Genomic DNA, 15,171 nt, shown 5'->3' with positions numbered 1-15,171 from the left:
CCACGATCGCCCCGCCGCAATTCTGTCTTTTTCATTCAAAAATGCGACACCCTCAAGTTTTGCCCCTCGGCGCCCGCTTCCCAGGCTAACAACCGGCGCTCTACACTGTACCGGTACAGTTGCCGGGGGCATTTCCGGAGGGTATCGCAAAGATATCTGACCCGGTTCTGCTGCTACGGCGCCAGGACTCTAAAAAAATACAACAGTAAGAGTGGAGCACTATGACTAAGGCTACTAAGCAGATTTCCAAACTGTTTGCCGCTATGGTTCTGGCCGGGGTTGCCAGCCATTCGTTCGCAGCTGACACCATCAAAATCGGTATCGCCGGTCCAAAGACCGGTCCAGTAGCCCAATACGGCGACATGCAGTTCAGTGGCGCGAAAATGGCCATCGAGCAGATCAACGCCAAGGGCGGCGTCGACGGCAAGAAACTCGAAGCCGTTGAATACGATGACGCCTGCGATCCGAAACAAGCCGTAGCGGTCGCGAACAAGGTCGTCAACGACGGCATCAAGTTCGTGGTCGGTCACCTGTGCTCCAGCTCCACTCAACCGGCTTCGGACATCTACGAAGACGAAGGCGTGATCATGATCACCCCGGCTGCCACCAGCCCGGACATCACCGCCCGTGGTTACAAAATGGTCTTCCGTACTATCGGTCTGGACAGCGCCCAGGGCCCTGCCGCCGGTAACTACATTGCCGATCACGTGAAACCGAAAGTCGTTGCCGTCCTGCACGACAAACAGCAATACGGTGAAGGCATCGCCACCGCCGTTAAAGCTACCCTCGAGAAGAAAGGCGTGAAAGTCGCCGTGTTCGAAGGCGTCAACGCCGGCGACAAGGACTTCTCCTCGATCATCGCCAAACTCAAGCAAGCCAACGTCGACTTCGTTTACTACGGCGGCTACCACCCGGAGCTGGGTCTGATCCTGCGTCAATCCCAGGAAAAAGGCCTGAAAGCCAAGTTCATGGGTCCGGAAGGCGTGGGTAACGACTCCATTTCGCAGATCGCCAAAGACGCTTCCGAAGGTCTGCTGGTAACCCTGCCGAAATCCTTCGACCAGGATCCGGCCAACGTCGCCCTGGCAGATGCATTCAAGGCGAAGAAAGAAGACCCGAGCGGCCCGTTCGTGTTCCCTTCCTACTCGGCGGTTGAAGTGATTGCCGGCGGTATCACCGCAGCCAAATCCGAAGACACTGCCAAAGTGGCCGAAGCCATTCACGCCGGCACCTTCAAAACCCCGACTGGCGACCTGAGCTTCGACGCCAAGGGCGACCTGAAGGACTTCAAGTTTGTGGTTTACGAGTGGCACTTCGGCAAACCGAAAACTGAAGCTTCGCCTCAGTAAGGCGCGCCCTGACTGACTGCCAATAAAGCCCACGGCGTGCCGTGGGCTTTGTTTTACGAATGTATGGGCCGCGCTGGCGTGATCCGCCAGTCTCCCCACCTGAAAATCTCAAAACCGTCATCAGCGGTTCGCTGGCAAAACCCGGATTCGAAGTGGATACAGATCCACGGGGCCGGGCGGGAAAATGACTCCACCAGTGAAATGCGTATCAGGTTTTTAGGAGCGTTGTAATGCCTGACCTCTATCACTTCTTCCAGCAGCTGGTTAATGGTCTGACCATTGGCAGCACGTATGCCCTGATTGCCATCGGCTATACGATGGTTTACGGCATCATTGGAATGATCAACTTCGCCCACGGCGAGGTGTACATGATCGGCTCCTACGTGGCGTTCATCGCCATCGCCGGGCTGGCCATGATGGGAATCGACAACGTCCCGCTGTTGATGACCGCAGCTTTCATCGCGAGCATCGTCGTGACAAGTTCCTACGGTTACAGCATCGAACGGATCGCCTACCGCCCCCTGCGCGGCAGCAACCGTCTGATCCCGCTGATCTCCGCCATCGGTATGTCGATCTTCCTGCAGAACACGGTGCTGCTGGCGCAAGACTCCAAGGACAAATCCATCCCCAACCTGATCCCCGGCAACTTCTCCATCGGGCCAGGTGGCGCACATGAAGTGCTGATTTCCTACATGCAAATCGTGGTGTTCGTGGTGACCCTGGTCGCCATGCTCGGCCTGACGCTGTTCATCTCCCGTTCTCGCCTGGGTCGCGCCTGCCGCGCCTGCGCCGAAGACATCAAGATGGCCAACCTGCTGGGCATCAACACCAACAACATCATCGCCCTGACCTTCGTCATTGGTGCTGCGCTGGCGGCCATCGCGGCTGTGCTGCTGAGCATGCAATACGGTGTGATCAACCCGAACGCCGGTTTCCTCGTCGGCCTCAAAGCCTTCACCGCGGCAGTACTCGGCGGCATCGGCAGCATCCCCGGCGCCATGCTCGGCGGGTTGGTGCTTGGGGTGGCGGAAGCCTTTGGTGCCGATATCTTCGGCGACCAGTACAAGGACGTCGTGGCTTTCGGCTTGTTGGTTCTGGTGCTGTTGTTCCGTCCGACCGGCATTCTGGGCCGTCCGGAGGTTGAGAAAGTATGACTAGGAATCTTAAACAGGCACTGTTCAGTGCCTTGCTGGTGTGGGCCGTGGCCTACCCGGTACTCGGTCTGAAACTGACCATCGTCGGCATCAACCTCGAAGTGCATAACACCAGCCCGATGATTCTGGCGACCATCGCCATCTGCTCGGTGCTGATGTTCCTGCGGGTGCTGTTCAACCAGCAGATCAGCAAGGCGTGGAAATCCTCGCCAGGCTTGCCGCTGATCCCGGCCAAGGCGAGTAACTTCCTGACCCTGCCGACCACCCAACGCTACTTCATCATTGCGCTGATCATCGGTGCGCTGGTGTGGCCGTTCTTCGGTTCGCGTGGCGCGGTGGACATCGCCACGCTGATCCTGATCTACGTGATGCTCGGCCTCGGTCTGAACATCGTCGTGGGACTGGCCGGTCTGCTCGACCTCGGTTACGTCGGCTTCTACGCCGTCGGCGCCTACAGCTACGCGCTGCTGTCGCACTACTACGGCCTGAGCTTCTGGATCTGCCTGCCGATTGCCGGCCTGATGGCGGCGACGTTCGGCTTCCTGCTGGGCTTCCCGGTGTTGCGTCTGCGCGGTGACTATCTGGCGATCGTGACCCTCGGTTTCGGCGAGATCATCCGTCTGTTCCTGCGTAACCTGACCGATATCACGGGTGGCCCGAACGGCATCAGCAATATCGAGAAACCGACGTTCTTCGGCCTGACCTTCGAACGTAAGGCGGCGGAAGGTCTGCAGACGTTCCACGAGTACTTCGGCCTCGAATACAACTCGATCAACAAGGTGATTTTCCTCTACCTGGTTGCGTTGTTGCTGGCGCTAGCGGCGCTGTTCATCATCAACCGTCTGCTGCGCATGCCAATCGGCCGTGCGTGGGAAGCGCTGCGTGAAGATGAAATCGCTTGCCGTGCACTGGGTCTGAATCCGACCGTGATCAAGCTGTCGGCCTTCACCCTCGGTGCGAGCTTCGCCGGTTTCGCCGGCAGCTTCTTCGCCGCCCGTCAGGGTCTGGTAACCCCGGAATCGTTCACCTTCATCGAGTCGGCGATCATCCTCGCCATCGTCGTGCTGGGTGGCATGGGCTCACAACTGGGCGTGATTCTCGCGGCCGTGGTGATGATCCTGTTGCCGGAAATGATGCGTGAGTTCAGCGAGTACCGCATGTTGATGTTCGGTGCCCTGATGGTATTGATGATGATCTGGCGTCCACAAGGTCTGCTGCCGATGCAACGCCCACACATGGAGTTGCGAAAATGAGCCGCGAGATTCTTAAAGTCGAAAACCTGAGCATGCGCTTCGGCGGCTTGCTGGCGGTCAATGGCGTGGCCCTGACCGTCAAGGAAAAACAGGTGGTTGCCTTGATCGGGCCGAACGGCGCGGGCAAGACCACCGTGTTCAACTGCCTGACCGGTTTCTATCAGCCTACCGGCGGCAGCATCCTTTTGGACGGCGAGCCGATTCAGGGCTTGCCGGGCCACAAGATCGCCCTCAAAGGCGTGGTGCGCACTTTCCAGAACGTGCGTTTGTTCAAGGAAATGACCGCGGTCGAGAACCTGTTGATCGCCCAGCACCGTCACTTGAACACCAACTTCCTGTCCGGCCTGTTCAAGACCCCGGCGTTTCGCAAGAGCGAGCGCGAGGCGATGGAGTTTGCCGAGTACTGGCTGGAAAAGGTCAACCTCAAAGAGTTCGCCAACCGTACCGCCGGGACCCTGGCCTACGGTCAGCAACGGCGTCTGGAAATCGCCCGCTGCATGATGACCCGTCCGCGGATCCTCATGCTCGACGAACCGGCGGCCGGTCTGAACCCGAAGGAAACCGAAGATCTCAAGGCGCTGATCAGCGTGTTGCGGGAAGAGCACAACGTCACCGTGCTGCTGATCGAACACGACATGAAACTGGTCATGAGCATTTCCGACCACATCGTCGTGATCAACCAGGGCACGCCTCTGGCCGACGGTACGCCGGAACAGATCCGCGATAATCCTGAAGTGATCAAAGCCTACCTGGGGGAAGCGTAAATGCTGCAGTTCGAAAACGTTTCCACCTTCTACGGCAAGATCCAGGCCCTGCACAGCGTCAACGTCGAAGTCCGCCAGGGCGAGATCGTGACCCTGATCGGCGCCAACGGGGCCGGCAAGTCCACGCTGCTGATGACGCTCTGCGGTTCACCGCAGGCGCACAGCGGCAGCATCCGCTACATGGGTGAGGAGCTGGTCGGCCAGGATTCGTCGCAGATCATGCGCAAGAGCATCGCAGTGGTGCCGGAAGGTCGTCGGGTGTTCGCCCGTCTGACCGTTGAAGAAAACCTGTCCATGGGCGGCTTCTTCACCGACAAGGGCGACTATCAGGAGCAAATGGACAAGGTCCTCGGCCTGTTCCCGCGCCTGAAAGAACGCTTCAACCAGCGCGGCGGCACCATGTCCGGCGGCGAACAGCAGATGCTCGCCATCGGCCGGGCGCTGATGAGCAAGCCGAAACTGCTGCTGCTCGACGAGCCCTCGCTGGGCCTGGCGCCGATCATCATCCAGCAGATCTTCGACATCATCGAACAGCTGCGCAAGGACGGTGTGACGGTGTTCCTGGTCGAGCAGAACGCCAACCAGGCGCTGAAAATCGCCGACCGTGCCTATGTTCTGGAGAACGGCCGGGTGGTGATGCAAGGCACCGGTGAAGCGCTGCTGACCGACCCGAAAGTACGCGAGGCGTACCTCGGCGGTTGATGTGTTTCGCCAAATAAAAAACGGCCTTCGGGCCGTTTTTTTGTGCCTGCTCGATCTTCAAGTCCTCCTACAGGGTTTTGCGTTTTTTCAAAAAGATTTTGAGTGAGCTGTAACGCAACGCCACCTCGTTTCTCTAGAGGGACAAGCAAGCGCACTTTGCTTGCAAAACCCAAGTTCAAATCTGGAGAAACATCATGACTGCTACCACCCGCACCCTGTCCGCCACCGCCCTGGTTCTGGCCCTCGGTTCCGCCCTCAGCATCGCCGCCGTATCGACCGTCCACGCCGCTGACGCTGACATGGAAAAATGCTTCGGCGTGGCCTTGAAAGGCAAAAACGATTGCGCCGCTGGTGCAGGCACCACCTGTGCCGGCACGTCGAAAATGGACTACCAGGCCAACGCCTGGAAACTGGTTCCGAAAGGCACCTGCGCCACCACCGAAAGCAAGACCTCGCCGACCGGCTTCGGTCAGATGGAAGCGTTCAAAGCCAAGTCCTGACCTGCGGCCTGCCTGAGTGACGATCATGTTCACCCTCGACGAACCTGTCCCACCCCGCACTCAGGCAGCCCTCCCCGGGCTCCCGCCCCGTGCCGGGCTGGGGCTCAAGACCGGGCACTTTCGTGAAGTGCTCGGCTCACTACCGGACCTCGGCTTCTTCGAAGTCCACGCCGAAAACTACATGGTGGACGGCGGTCCGTTTCATCATTTTCTCGGTTTGATCCGCGAACAGTATCCGCTGTCGCTGCACGGCGTCGGCCTGTCCATCGGTGCCGAAGGGCCACTGGACACAGAGCACCTCAAGCGTCTGGCCGGGCTGATCGAGCGTTATCAACCCCAATCCTTTTCCGAACACCTGGCCTGGTCGAGCCACGGCCCGGTGTTCCTCAATGACCTGCTGCCACTGGCCTACGATACGCCGACGCTGAACCGCGTCTGCGCGCATATCGACCAGGTGCAGAACACCCTCAAACGCCCGATGCTGCTGGAAAATCCGGCGACCTATCTGGCCTTCCAACACTCGACCCTCGACGAAGCCGACTTCATCAGTGAAGTCATCCGTCGCAGCGGCTGTGGCTTGCTGCTCGACGTCAACAACGTCTACGTCTCTTGCATCAACCATCAACGCGATCCGCAGGCCTACCTCAACGCGCTGCCACTGCACGCCGTCGGTGAGATTCATCTGGCCGGGTTTGCCGAGGATTGCGACAGCCTCGGTGACCGCTTGCTGATCGACGATCACGGAGCGCCGGTTGATCAAGCCGTTTGGACCTTGTACCGACAAGCGCTGGAGCGTATCGGCCCGGTGGCGACGCTGATCGAACGTGACAATCAGGTCCCGGCCTTCAATGTGCTGCTGGCCGAGGCACGGCAGGCCGACGAAATACTGCTCGGCGCGGGAGTCCGGTCATGAGTCATCAAGCGGCTTTTGCTGCCACGCTACTCGACCCGCAATTGCCCTGCCCCGATGGGCTGTGCAGTGCCAACGGGGCCGATCCGGCCAGTCGGTTTTCGGTGTATCGCAACAATGTGCAGAGTTCGCTGATCAACGCGTTGGCGGACAGCTATCCGGTGGTGCAGCAATTGGTCGGCGAGGATTTTTTCCGCGCCATGGCCGCTGTTTTCGTACAACAACACCCGCCAGAAACCCCGTTGATGAGTCGCTACGGCGAAGCGCTGCCAGCCTTCCTCGACGCATTCGAGCCGGCAGCGAGCGTGCCGTATCTGGCCGACGTCGCACGGCTCGAACGCCTGCGCACCCGCGCCTACCACGCCGCCGATGCACTGCCCGTGCGCCCGGAGCAGATCACCGCGGCACTCGCCGATCCGACTGCGCTGAGCGACCTGCGCTTCAAGCTTCATCCGTCGCTGCACTTGCTGGACTCGCACTACGCCGTGGTTGCGATCTGGGCTGCGCATCAGGGTGATGCGACGCTGACCGGTATCGACACCCGGCACGGGCAGCACGCCTTGGTGCTGCGCAACGGCCTCGACGTCGAGGTGTTTGCCGTCGAACCCGGCGCCAGTGTGTTTCTGCGTCACCTGCTCAATGACCAACCGCTGTTGCTGTCCGCGCAAAACAGCCCGCCGTTCGACCTCAGCCACACCCTCGCGCTGTTGATTGCCCGCAACGCCATCGTCCACCTGAAAAACAAGGAATCGCCATGAACAACCTCATCACCCGCGCCATCGCCCTGCTGGAGAAAATCCCCCACAGCCTGATCGCCTTCATTGCGCGTTTCTCGATTGCGGCGGTGTTCTGGAAGTCCGGGCAGACCAAGGTCGAAGGGTTGGCCATTGACCTGATCGACGGCACGTTTCAATTCGGCTGGCCACGCCTGGCGGACTCGACCATTGCGCTGTTCAAAAGTGAATATCACGTACCGTTACTGTCGCCGGATGTCGCCGCGCACCTGGCCGCGTTTGCCGAACACTTCTTCCCGGTGCTGATCCTGGTCGGCTTCGCTACGCGGTTTTCGGCGCTGGCGCTGTTGGGCATGACCCTGACCATTCAACTGTTCGTGTATCCAGATGCCTATCCGACCCACGGCACCTGGGCGGCCGTGTTGCTGTACCTGATGACGACCGGGCCGGGCAAGCTGTCGATTGACCATCTGATCGCCCGCCACTTTTCGCGCTGAGCAGAATCTCACTGGAAATGAATTGCAAAGCTATTTCGGCAGGCGATCCAGCGCCTCGCCACTGCGCTTGAACCAGCCCATCAGATAGTCCGCCAGCACTTGCGTGCGTTTCGGCAGACCGCCCTGATAAGGGTGCACCAGGTACATCGGCATGCGTCGAGTCTGAAAATCGCGCAGGAGCCAGCGCAATCGCCCGTCAGCCAATTCCGCCTGCAACAGGTACGAAGGTAACCGGGCGATGCCCGCCCCGCTGAGTGCGGCTTTCTTGAGCAGGTTGTAATGGTTGCTGGCGAACGGTCCCGACACCCGCACCCGCTGCAATTCGTGTTGCTGGTGATACAACCATTCTTCGCGACCGCTGTAATGGCTGTTGAGCAGGCAACGATGATCGGCCAGCGCCTGGGGCGTCAGCGGTTCGCCGAACCGCTCGAGATAGGCGGGGCTCGCGCAGGTCATCTCCTGCCAGGCCAACAAGGGTTTCGCCACCAGTCGCTCGTCGTTGGCCACTTCACTGCGGATCGCCAGATCGAAGCCGTCGCGCGACAGATCACGGTAGCTGTTGTTCAGCTCCAACTCGATCTGCACCTCGGGGTACTGCTGGGAAAACTCCAGCAGCAAGCCATCGAAGAAGGTTTCCCCCAGCGACACCGGCACTGTCATCCGCACCGGACCGGCCATGTCGTCTTTCAGCCGCGCCAGGGCCTGACGCGCTCGCTCGACCTGAACCACAAGCGCCTGGGCCTGCGGCAATAACGCTGCGCCCGCGGCAGTCAGGCTCAGGCGGCGCGTGGTGCGCTGCAGCAGCACCACGGAAAATCGCGCTTCCAGTTGGCTGATGCGTTTGGACAGCTGCCCCTTGCTGCAACCCAATTGCTGCGCCGCCAAGGTAAAACTGCCGGCCTCGATCAACACCGCAAACGCCGCCAGATCATCCATTTCGCTCATGGATTGTTTCCATTTGAAAACCAAAGGTTGCCCATTAGCGCGCTTATCCGTAGAAAAAACCACTCTAGACTGAAACCTCGTTCAATCACTTGAGGCACAGCACAATGAAAATCCTGTTGATCGGCGCCAGCGGCACCATCGGTTCAGCCGTGGACAAAGAACTGTCGCAACGCCACGAAGTCATTCGCATCGGTCGCACCAGCGCTGATCTGCAAGTCGATATCAGTGACAGTGCGTCGATCCGCCAGCTGTTCGAAAAAACCGGCAAATTCGACGCCCTGGTCTGCGCCGCCGGCAACGTGACGTTCGCCCCGCTGGGAGAGATGAACGAAGACAGTTTCGCCCTCGGCCTCAAGGACAAACTGATGGGCCAGGTCAACCTGCTGCTGATCGGCCGCGAGTTCGCCAATGACGGTGCGTCGTTCACCTTCACCACCGGCGTACTCAGCCATGATCCGATTCGCAGCGGTGCGTCAGCGGCGCTGGTCAACGGTGCACTGGACAGTTTTGTGAAAGCGGCCGCCATCGAACTGCCTCGCGGTCTGCGGGTGAACTCGGTCAGCCCGACCGTACTGCTGGAGGCGATGGGCAGCTACGCCCCGTACTTCCGTGGCTACAAGCCGGTTCCGGCGGCGGACGTGGCGTTGGCCTACGCAAAAAGTGTCGAAGGCTTGCAGACCGGACAGACCTTTCACGTGGGTTGATTTTCACTTCTCGATCAAAGTCGGCAGCAGTTTTTTGGCCACAGGGCGCGACATCACGATCATCAGTTGCGCCCCCAGCTCCGAATGCACCGTCGCCGTTGAAATGTGCTGGCCGTTGATAGACAGGTTCAATGGCTGGCCCAGCGCCTCTCGACTGATCCTTCGAGCCCTGATGGTCGCCTCGGGAGACAGGGTCACGGAAAGCCGGACGTGATCCGGTTGGGCGCTTGGGTCATCTTTGAGCAGTATCTCCATCCGGGTGAAATCTGCCGCGGAGGAAAAATCAATATCGGCAGCCTGGCTGGCCCCACAGCCTGCGACTGCCAACAGCAGCAGTGCATGTTTCCATTGCATGGCGATCTCCTTGATCCATCGGACCCAGCCGGCCCAAGACTATGTGATGCCGCTGTGCCCAACTCAATAGTGGCCAGACAAACCTTGTGATCGGCAGCCAGCCTCAGTAACGTGGCGGCACTTGTCTGGAGAGCCGAAGATGCGTGTTGCCCGTTCGTTGATCGTTATTGCCCTGCTGCCGTTGTTTGCCGGTTGCCAATTGCTGGATGGCCCGCGTCAGAGTGCTTCCCACGTCGGGCAATCCCGGATGCAAGGGCAATTGACGGCGGCCGACGGCAAACTGGTGTTCCAGCCGTGTGGCGAACAGCGTCAGTACGCGGTCAACGACATCGGCGGCACCAGCGTGCTGCAAGAGGCCGCCACGCTTGCCGATCAACAGGGCAAGTTATTCGCCGATGTACGCGGCAAGATCGCCGGCGACCGTCTCGACCTGACCCAGTTGTACCGCGTCGAACGTTCCGGCACGGCGTGTGACGACCCGAATTTCAAACTGCTGATCCTGCGCGCCGCCGGCCATGGCCCGGAATGGAACGTCAAGGTCAGCGGCAAAGGCATGGTCATCGACCGCGCCGGACAGCCGCCGCTGGCTGTGCCTTATGTTGAAGAGCAACTGGGCGACGGCCGCTTCAACCTCAGCAGCGAAGCCAACAACCAGCGCATCGAGTTGTGGGTCGCACCACAACGTTGCGTCGACAGTAGCACCGGCAGCGTCCAGCACATGAGCGCCGAGTTGCGCATCGACGGCCAGGTCGAGCGCGGCTGCGGGTATTTCGGCGGATCGCGCAACGACTGAGTGTTTTAGCCTCACCGGATCCGGCCTTTGCGGCTTATAATCGCGGCCTTCAAACGCCCTGGCGCAGTTGTGCGCCCCGCGAACCCGGATCCCCGCCATGTTACGAATCACTGAACTCAAGCTGCCAATCGACCATCCCGAAGAAGACCTGCGCGCCGCCATCGTGCAACGCCTGGGCATCGCCAGCGATGATTTGCTCGATTTCACCTTGTTCAAGCGCAGCTACGATGCGCGCAAAAAGTCCTCCGAACTGTGCTTCATCTACACCATCGACCTCAACGTACGCGATGAGGCCAAGGTGTTGGGCAAGTTCGCCGACGACCGAAACGTCAACGTGGCGCCGGATGTCAGCTACAAATTCGTCGGTCAGGCGCCGAGCGACCTGAGCCAGCGCCCGATCGTCGTCGGTTTCGGCCCGTGCGGGATTTTCGCCGGCCTGCTGCTGGCACAGATGGGCTTCAAGCCGATCATCCTCGAACGCGGCACCGAAGTGCGCCAGCGCACCAAGGACACCTGGGGCCTGTGGCGCAAAAGCGTGCTCAACCCCGAGTCCAACGTGCAATTCGGCGAAGGCGGTGCGGGCACGTTCTCCGACGGCAAGCTGTACAGCCAGATCAAGGACCCGAAGTTCCTTGGCCGTAAAGTCCTGCACGAGTTCGTCAAGGCCGGCGCGCCGGAAGAAATCCTCTACGTCAGCAAGCCGCACATCGGTACGTTCCGCCTGACTGGCATGGTCGAGACCATGCGTGAAGAGATCCGCGCGCTGGGCGGCGAAGTGCGCTTCCAGGAGCGCGTCAGCGACGTGCTGATCGAAGACGGCCAACTGGTCGGCGTGCAATTGGCGAGCGGCGAAACCCTGCACTCCAGACATGTGATTCTGGCACTGGGCCACAGCGCCCGTGACACCTTCCGCATGTTGCACAGCCGTGGCGTGTTCATGGAAGCCAAGCCGTTCTCGGTGGGTTTCCGCATCGAACACCCGCAATCGCTGATCGACCGCGCACGACTGGGCAAGTACGCCGGCCATCCGAAACTCGGAGCCGCCGACTACAAACTGGTGCATCACGCCAAAAACGGCCGTTCGGTCTACAGCTTCTGCATGTGCCCGGGCGGCACCGTGGTCGCGGCGACTTCCGAGCCGAACCGGGTGGTCACCAACGGCATGAGCCAGTATTCGCGTAACGAGCGTAACGCCAACTCCGGGATAGTCGTCGGCATCACCCCGGAAGTCGATTATCCGGGCGGCCCGCTGGCGGGGATCGAGTTGCAGGAGCGCCTGGAATCCCATGCGTTCATCCTCGGCGGCAGCGATTACAAGGCCCCGGCGCAATTGGTCGGCGACTTCATCAACGGCACGCCTTCGACCGAACTGGGCGAAGTCGAGCCGTCGTACAAACCCGGCGTAGCGCTGGGTGATCTGGCGTTGGCCTTGCCGGAATTCGCCATCGAAGCGATCCGCGAAGCCCTGCCGGCGTTCGAGAAACAGATTCGCGGTTATTCGTTGCACGACGCCGTGTTGACCGGGATCGAAACCCGTACCTCGTCGCCGCTGCGCATCACGCGTAACGAGTCGTTGCAGAGCATGAACGTCAAGGGCCTGTTCCCGGCCGGCGAAGGCGCGGGTTATGCCGGCGGGATTCTGTCGGCAGGCGTGGACGGGATTCGGATTGCCGAGGCTGTAGCACGCGACATTCTCGGCCTCGAAGCCTGATCAGTATTAGCTGACCCAACACAAGACCCTGTGGCAGCGAGCTTGCTCGCGAAAGCGGTATTTCAGACAACGATGATGTTGAATGAGATGACGCCTTCGCGAGCAGGCTCGCTCCCACATTGGTCTCTGCTCTTGATCAGATGTTTGCGCGCAGGACTGAGTCAGGCAGCTGCTCACCCCGCTCGGCACTCGCCGCCACCGCTTCGATCAACCCACTCAACTCATACCCCTGCGCCTTGAGCCAGTCCTGGTCGTAATAGGTGTCAGCGTAACGCTCACCGCCATCGCACAAAATCGCCACGATCGACCCCGACTCCCCTGCCGCTTTCATCTGCTGCGCCGCCATCAATGCGCCAATCAGATTGGTGCCGCTCGACCCGCCGACATGCCGCCCCAGACGCTGCGCCAGATAATGCATGGCGGCCAGCGACAAGGCGTCCGGCACCTTGACCATCGCATCGATCACCTTGGGCAGAAACGACGCTTCCACCCGAGGCCGGCCAATTCCTTCAATCCGTGAACCGCAATCCAGACGCAGGCTGGCGTCGCCAGTCTGGTAGTAATCAAAGAACACCGAACGCTCGGCGTCGGCGCACAACACGCGAGTGCAGTGCTGGCGATAGCGCACATAGCGGCCGAGGGTCGCAGTGGTGCCGCCGGTGCCGGGGCTGGAAATCAGCCAGCTCGGTTCCGGGTGTTTCTCGTAGCGCATCTGCTGGAAGATCGATTCGGCGATGTTGTTGTTCGCCCGCCAGTCCGTGGCGCGCTCGGCATAAGTGAATTGATCGATGAAGTGGCCGCCATGCTCGCGCGCCAGACGTTCGGACTCGGCGTAGATCTGCGTCGGATCCTTCACCAGATGGCTCTGGCCACCGTAGAAGGCAATTTGCGCGATCTTCTCCTTGGAGGTGGTCGCCGGCATCACCGCAATGAACGGCAAACCGAGCATCCGCGCGAAATACGCCTCGGAAATCGCCGTCGAACCGCTGGACGCCTCGATCACCGGCGCGCCGGGTTTGAGCCAGCCGTTACACAACGCGTAGAGAAACAGCGACCGGGCCAGGCGATGCTTGAGGCTGCCGGTCGGATGGCTGGATTCATCCTTGAAATACAGCTCGATGCCCGCAAAACCCGGCAGTGGCAAGGGGATCAGGTGGGTGTCGGCGCTACGCTGGAAGTCCGCCTCGATGATGCGGATGGCTTCGCGGGCCCACTGTCGGTTGTCGCTCATGGTGAGGGTTCTCGTTGAATCGGGCAGAAAATCGACCTCCTTTTGAAGGCTTGTCCATCAGCTTAGGAAAAAACCCGAAACGCGCACAGATACAGCTGAGTCTCAATATGTCAGGCAACTGCTAGGCTCAGCGTGGCCTCGGGAAAGCTGCGTTGTAACGCCATATAACAAAAAAGAATATAACTTTTGTTTTAACAACTAACAGTACGGGTTAGGGTGTTCCACCTTTTGACCTTTCGATGGAGAGCGACCTTGCCTCTGCGTAGCACTTTCACGCGTTTCTTTCAGTTGGAAGCTGCCAGCGGTCTGTTATTGATCGCTGCGGCCATCCTGGCTCTGATTATCAATAACTCGCCACTGTCGTGGCTGTACACCGGCCTGCTCGACACCCCGGTGGTGGCGCAGATCGGAGCGTTGAAAATCGCTAAACCGCTGCTGCTGTGGATCAACGACGGCTTGATGGCGATGTTCTTCCTGCTGATTGGCCTGGAAGTGAAGCGCGAGGTGCTCGACGGCCAGTTGTCCAAGCCTTCGCAGATCGTCCTGCCCGGCGCGGCAGCCATCGGCGGCATGCTGATACCGGCGCTGATCTACTGGTTTCTCAACCGCGACAACCCGCCCGCGCTGAGCGGCTGGGCGATCCCGACCGCGACCGATATTGCCTTCGCCCTCGGCGTGCTGGCCCTGCTGGGCAAGCGGGTGCCCGTGTCGCTGAAACTGTTTCTGATGACCCTGGCAATCATTGATGACCTGGGCGCCATCGTGATCATTGCGATCTTCTACTCCGGCGAACTCTCGACCCTGTCGCTGGGCCTGGCGGCGGCGTGCATCGCGGCGCTGGTGGCGATGAATCGGCTGGGTGTGGTCAAACTCGGACCGTACATGATCATCGGTTTGATCCTGTGGGTCTGTGTACTCAAAAGCGGCGTCCATGCGACGCTGGCCGGTGTGACACTGGCGTTCTGCATCCCCCTGCGCACGAAAAATGCCGAACCGTCGCCGTTGCTGACCCTCGAGCATGCGCTGCATCCGTGGGTGGCCTACGGCATCCTGCCGCTGTTCGCCTTCGCCAACGCTGGCCTGTCGCTGAGCGGCGTCACTGTCGAAAGCTTCACCCACCATGTGCCAATGGGCATCGCGATTGGCCTGTTGTTGGGCAAGACTGTCGGTGTGTTCGGCCTGACCTGGCTGGCCGTGAAAGCCGGCATCGCTGCCCTGCCACAAGGCGCGAATTGGGGCCAGGTGCTGGGTGTGGCGATCCTGTGCGGCATCGGCTTCACCATGAGCCTGTTCGTCGGCTCGCTGGCCTTTGAACCGGGCGTAAGCGATTACGCCGGAATGGACCGAATGGGCATTCTGACCGGTTCGATTCTGGCGGCGTTGATCGGTTATGCGGTGACGGCGGCGGCGAGCAAAAAGAACACCGCGCTGCCTTCCTGATACGCCATGGATCGCCGTAGCGAACAATCGCCACGTCTTTAGAGACGCGTCCTACAGCCACGATTTTCCTGCTTCGTTAACGTTGCGCAGCCCTTTGCGAAGGGCTGTCGACGGATGAACGAAAGGACGA

At 60.2% G+C, this 15,171-nt stretch carries 16 protein-coding genes; 13 read left to right on the top strand and 3 right to left on the bottom strand.

What is annotated here, in order from left to right:
- The first annotated feature begins 221 nt into the window (after nucleotides 1–221).
- The 9 genes from PseuLF5_RS08315 to PseuLF5_RS08275 all read left to right on the top strand — a co-directional run bounded on the left by PseuLF5_RS08315 (nucleotide 222) and on the right by PseuLF5_RS08275 (nucleotide 7,863).
- Nucleotides 222–1,349: a branched-chain amino acid ABC transporter substrate-binding protein gene (locus tag PseuLF5_RS08315; protein ID WP_123465302.1), complete on the top strand. Its 1,128-nt coding sequence runs from the start codon at nucleotides 222–224 to the stop codon at nucleotides 1,347–1,349.
- Nucleotides 1,350–1,579: 230 nt separating this feature from the next.
- The gene (gene livH / locus PseuLF5_RS08310; protein ID WP_123465300.1) at nucleotides 1,580–2,503 is read left to right on the top strand and encodes a high-affinity branched-chain amino acid ABC transporter permease LivH; all 924 of its coding nucleotides are present in this window, start codon (nucleotides 1,580–1,582) and stop codon (nucleotides 2,501–2,503) included.
- The gene (locus PseuLF5_RS08305) at nucleotides 2,500–3,756 is read left to right on the top strand and encodes a high-affinity branched-chain amino acid ABC transporter permease LivM (RefSeq protein ID WP_123465298.1); all 1,257 of its coding nucleotides are present in this window, start codon (nucleotides 2,500–2,502) and stop codon (nucleotides 3,754–3,756) included. The genes livH and PseuLF5_RS08305 overlap by 4 nt, the downstream gene beginning before the upstream one ends.
- Nucleotides 3,753–4,520: a high-affinity branched-chain amino acid ABC transporter ATP-binding protein LivG gene (livG, locus tag PseuLF5_RS08300; RefSeq protein ID WP_123465296.1), complete on the top strand. Its 768-nt coding sequence runs from the start codon at nucleotides 3,753–3,755 to the stop codon at nucleotides 4,518–4,520. The genes PseuLF5_RS08305 and livG overlap by 4 nt, the downstream gene beginning before the upstream one ends.
- Entirely contained in the window at nucleotides 4,521–5,222 is a 702-nt protein-coding gene (locus PseuLF5_RS08295) for an ABC transporter ATP-binding protein (RefSeq protein WP_003222380.1), read from the top strand.
- A gap of 194 nt (nucleotides 5,223–5,416) precedes the next feature.
- On the top strand, nucleotides 5,417–5,722 hold the full coding sequence (locus tag PseuLF5_RS08290) for a BufA1 family periplasmic bufferin-type metallophore (RefSeq protein ID WP_123465294.1): 306 nt from the start codon (nucleotides 5,417–5,419) through the stop codon (nucleotides 5,720–5,722).
- A gap of 25 nt (nucleotides 5,723–5,747) precedes the next feature.
- Complete coding sequence (gene bufB / locus PseuLF5_RS08285; RefSeq protein WP_222833521.1) at nucleotides 5,748–6,635, top strand: MNIO family bufferin maturase; 888 nt, start codon at nucleotides 5,748–5,750, stop codon at nucleotides 6,633–6,635.
- Nucleotides 6,632–7,390 (top strand): HvfC/BufC N-terminal domain-containing protein, encoded by a 759-nt coding sequence (locus tag PseuLF5_RS08280; RefSeq protein ID WP_340133340.1) that lies wholly within the window; start codon nucleotides 6,632–6,634, stop codon nucleotides 7,388–7,390. Before bufB ends, PseuLF5_RS08280 begins: the two co-directional genes overlap by 4 nt.
- Nucleotides 7,387–7,863 carry a DoxX family protein gene (locus PseuLF5_RS08275; protein WP_123465288.1) on the top strand — a complete coding sequence of 159 codons (477 nt, stop codon included), beginning with the start codon at nucleotides 7,387–7,389 and terminating at the stop codon, nucleotides 7,861–7,863. The genes PseuLF5_RS08280 and PseuLF5_RS08275 overlap by 4 nt, the downstream gene beginning before the upstream one ends.
- A gap of 30 nt (nucleotides 7,864–7,893) precedes the next feature.
- Here the strand turns inward: PseuLF5_RS08275 and PseuLF5_RS08270 are convergent, their stop codons facing one another.
- The gene (locus PseuLF5_RS08270) at nucleotides 7,894–8,808 is read right to left on the bottom strand and encodes a LysR family transcriptional regulator (protein WP_128614982.1); all 915 of its coding nucleotides are present in this window, start codon (nucleotides 8,806–8,808) and stop codon (nucleotides 7,894–7,896) included.
- Nucleotides 8,809–8,912: 104 nt separating this feature from the next.
- Here PseuLF5_RS08270 and PseuLF5_RS08265 point away from each other — a divergent pair, with 104 nt between their 5' ends.
- Complete coding sequence (locus PseuLF5_RS08265; RefSeq protein WP_123465284.1) at nucleotides 8,913–9,512, top strand: short chain dehydrogenase; 600 nt, start codon at nucleotides 8,913–8,915, stop codon at nucleotides 9,510–9,512.
- 3 nt (nucleotides 9,513–9,515) lie between these two features.
- Here PseuLF5_RS08265 and PseuLF5_RS08260 read toward each other — a convergent pair whose 3' ends face one another.
- Complete coding sequence (locus tag PseuLF5_RS08260) at nucleotides 9,516–9,866, bottom strand: hypothetical protein (protein WP_222833524.1); 351 nt, start codon at nucleotides 9,864–9,866, stop codon at nucleotides 9,516–9,518.
- A 139-nt stretch (nucleotides 9,867–10,005) separates the two neighbouring features.
- Between PseuLF5_RS08260 and PseuLF5_RS08255 the strand changes: the two genes are divergently transcribed.
- Together PseuLF5_RS08255 and PseuLF5_RS08250 are read left to right on the top strand one after the other, a co-directional pair.
- Nucleotides 10,006–10,659: a COG3650 family protein gene (locus PseuLF5_RS08255; RefSeq protein WP_123465280.1), complete on the top strand. Its 654-nt coding sequence runs from the start codon at nucleotides 10,006–10,008 to the stop codon at nucleotides 10,657–10,659.
- 97 nt (nucleotides 10,660–10,756) lie between these two features.
- Complete coding sequence (locus PseuLF5_RS08250) at nucleotides 10,757–12,370, top strand: NAD(P)/FAD-dependent oxidoreductase (protein WP_123465278.1); 1,614 nt, start codon at nucleotides 10,757–10,759, stop codon at nucleotides 12,368–12,370.
- Between the two features lie 136 nt (nucleotides 12,371–12,506).
- On the opposite strand, the gene PseuLF5_RS08240 is transcribed toward PseuLF5_RS08250, so the two are convergent.
- Nucleotides 12,507–13,601: a PLP-dependent cysteine synthase family protein gene (locus PseuLF5_RS08240; RefSeq protein ID WP_340133339.1), complete on the bottom strand. Its 1,095-nt coding sequence runs from the start codon at nucleotides 13,599–13,601 to the stop codon at nucleotides 12,507–12,509.
- A gap of 252 nt (nucleotides 13,602–13,853) precedes the next feature.
- Here PseuLF5_RS08240 and nhaA point away from each other — a divergent pair, with 252 nt between their 5' ends.
- Nucleotides 13,854–15,041: a Na+/H+ antiporter NhaA gene (gene nhaA / locus PseuLF5_RS08235; protein ID WP_123465274.1), complete on the top strand. Its 1,188-nt coding sequence runs from the start codon at nucleotides 13,854–13,856 to the stop codon at nucleotides 15,039–15,041.
- The last annotated feature ends 130 nt before the right edge of the window (nucleotides 15,042–15,171 follow it).

It is taken from the genome of Pseudomonas sp. LF-5 (assembly GCF_037626295.1).
In the GTDB taxonomy this organism is placed as follows: domain Bacteria; phylum Pseudomonadota; class Gammaproteobacteria; order Pseudomonadales; family Pseudomonadaceae; genus Aquipseudomonas; species Aquipseudomonas monsensis.
The sequence above is the reverse complement of the archived record's forward strand: the minus strand, read 5'-3'. Positions and strand labels throughout refer to the sequence as shown.

Coding starts and splice junctions, on each gene's coding strand:
- livG (WP_123465296.1), top strand. CDS start 3,753: ATGAGCCGCGAGATTCTTAAAGTCGAAAACCTGAGCATGCGCTTCGGC.
- PseuLF5_RS08260 (WP_222833524.1), bottom strand. CDS start 9,866: ATGCAATGGAAACATGCACTGCTGCTGTTGGCAGTCGCAGGCTGTGGG.
- PseuLF5_RS08240 (WP_340133339.1), bottom strand. CDS start 13,601: ATGAGCGACAACCGACAGTGGGCCCGCGAAGCCATCCGCATCATCGAG.
- bufB (WP_222833521.1), top strand. CDS start 5,748: ATGTTCACCCTCGACGAACCTGTCCCACCCCGCACTCAGGCAGCCCTC.
- livH (WP_123465300.1), top strand. CDS start 1,580: ATGCCTGACCTCTATCACTTCTTCCAGCAGCTGGTTAATGGTCTGACC.
- PseuLF5_RS08255 (WP_123465280.1), top strand. CDS start 10,006: ATGCGTGTTGCCCGTTCGTTGATCGTTATTGCCCTGCTGCCGTTGTTT.
- PseuLF5_RS08305 (WP_123465298.1), top strand. CDS start 2,500: ATGACTAGGAATCTTAAACAGGCACTGTTCAGTGCCTTGCTGGTGTGG.
- PseuLF5_RS08315 (WP_123465302.1), top strand. CDS start 222: ATGACTAAGGCTACTAAGCAGATTTCCAAACTGTTTGCCGCTATGGTT.
- PseuLF5_RS08270 (WP_128614982.1), bottom strand. CDS start 8,808: ATGAGCGAAATGGATGATCTGGCGGCGTTTGCGGTGTTGATCGAGGCC.
- PseuLF5_RS08250 (WP_123465278.1), top strand. CDS start 10,757: ATGTTACGAATCACTGAACTCAAGCTGCCAATCGACCATCCCGAAGAA.
- PseuLF5_RS08290 (WP_123465294.1), top strand. CDS start 5,417: ATGACTGCTACCACCCGCACCCTGTCCGCCACCGCCCTGGTTCTGGCC.
- PseuLF5_RS08295 (WP_003222380.1), top strand. CDS start 4,521: ATGCTGCAGTTCGAAAACGTTTCCACCTTCTACGGCAAGATCCAGGCC.
- PseuLF5_RS08280 (WP_340133340.1), top strand. CDS start 6,632: ATGAGTCATCAAGCGGCTTTTGCTGCCACGCTACTCGACCCGCAATTG.
- PseuLF5_RS08275 (WP_123465288.1), top strand. CDS start 7,387: ATGAACAACCTCATCACCCGCGCCATCGCCCTGCTGGAGAAAATCCCC.
- PseuLF5_RS08265 (WP_123465284.1), top strand. CDS start 8,913: ATGAAAATCCTGTTGATCGGCGCCAGCGGCACCATCGGTTCAGCCGTG.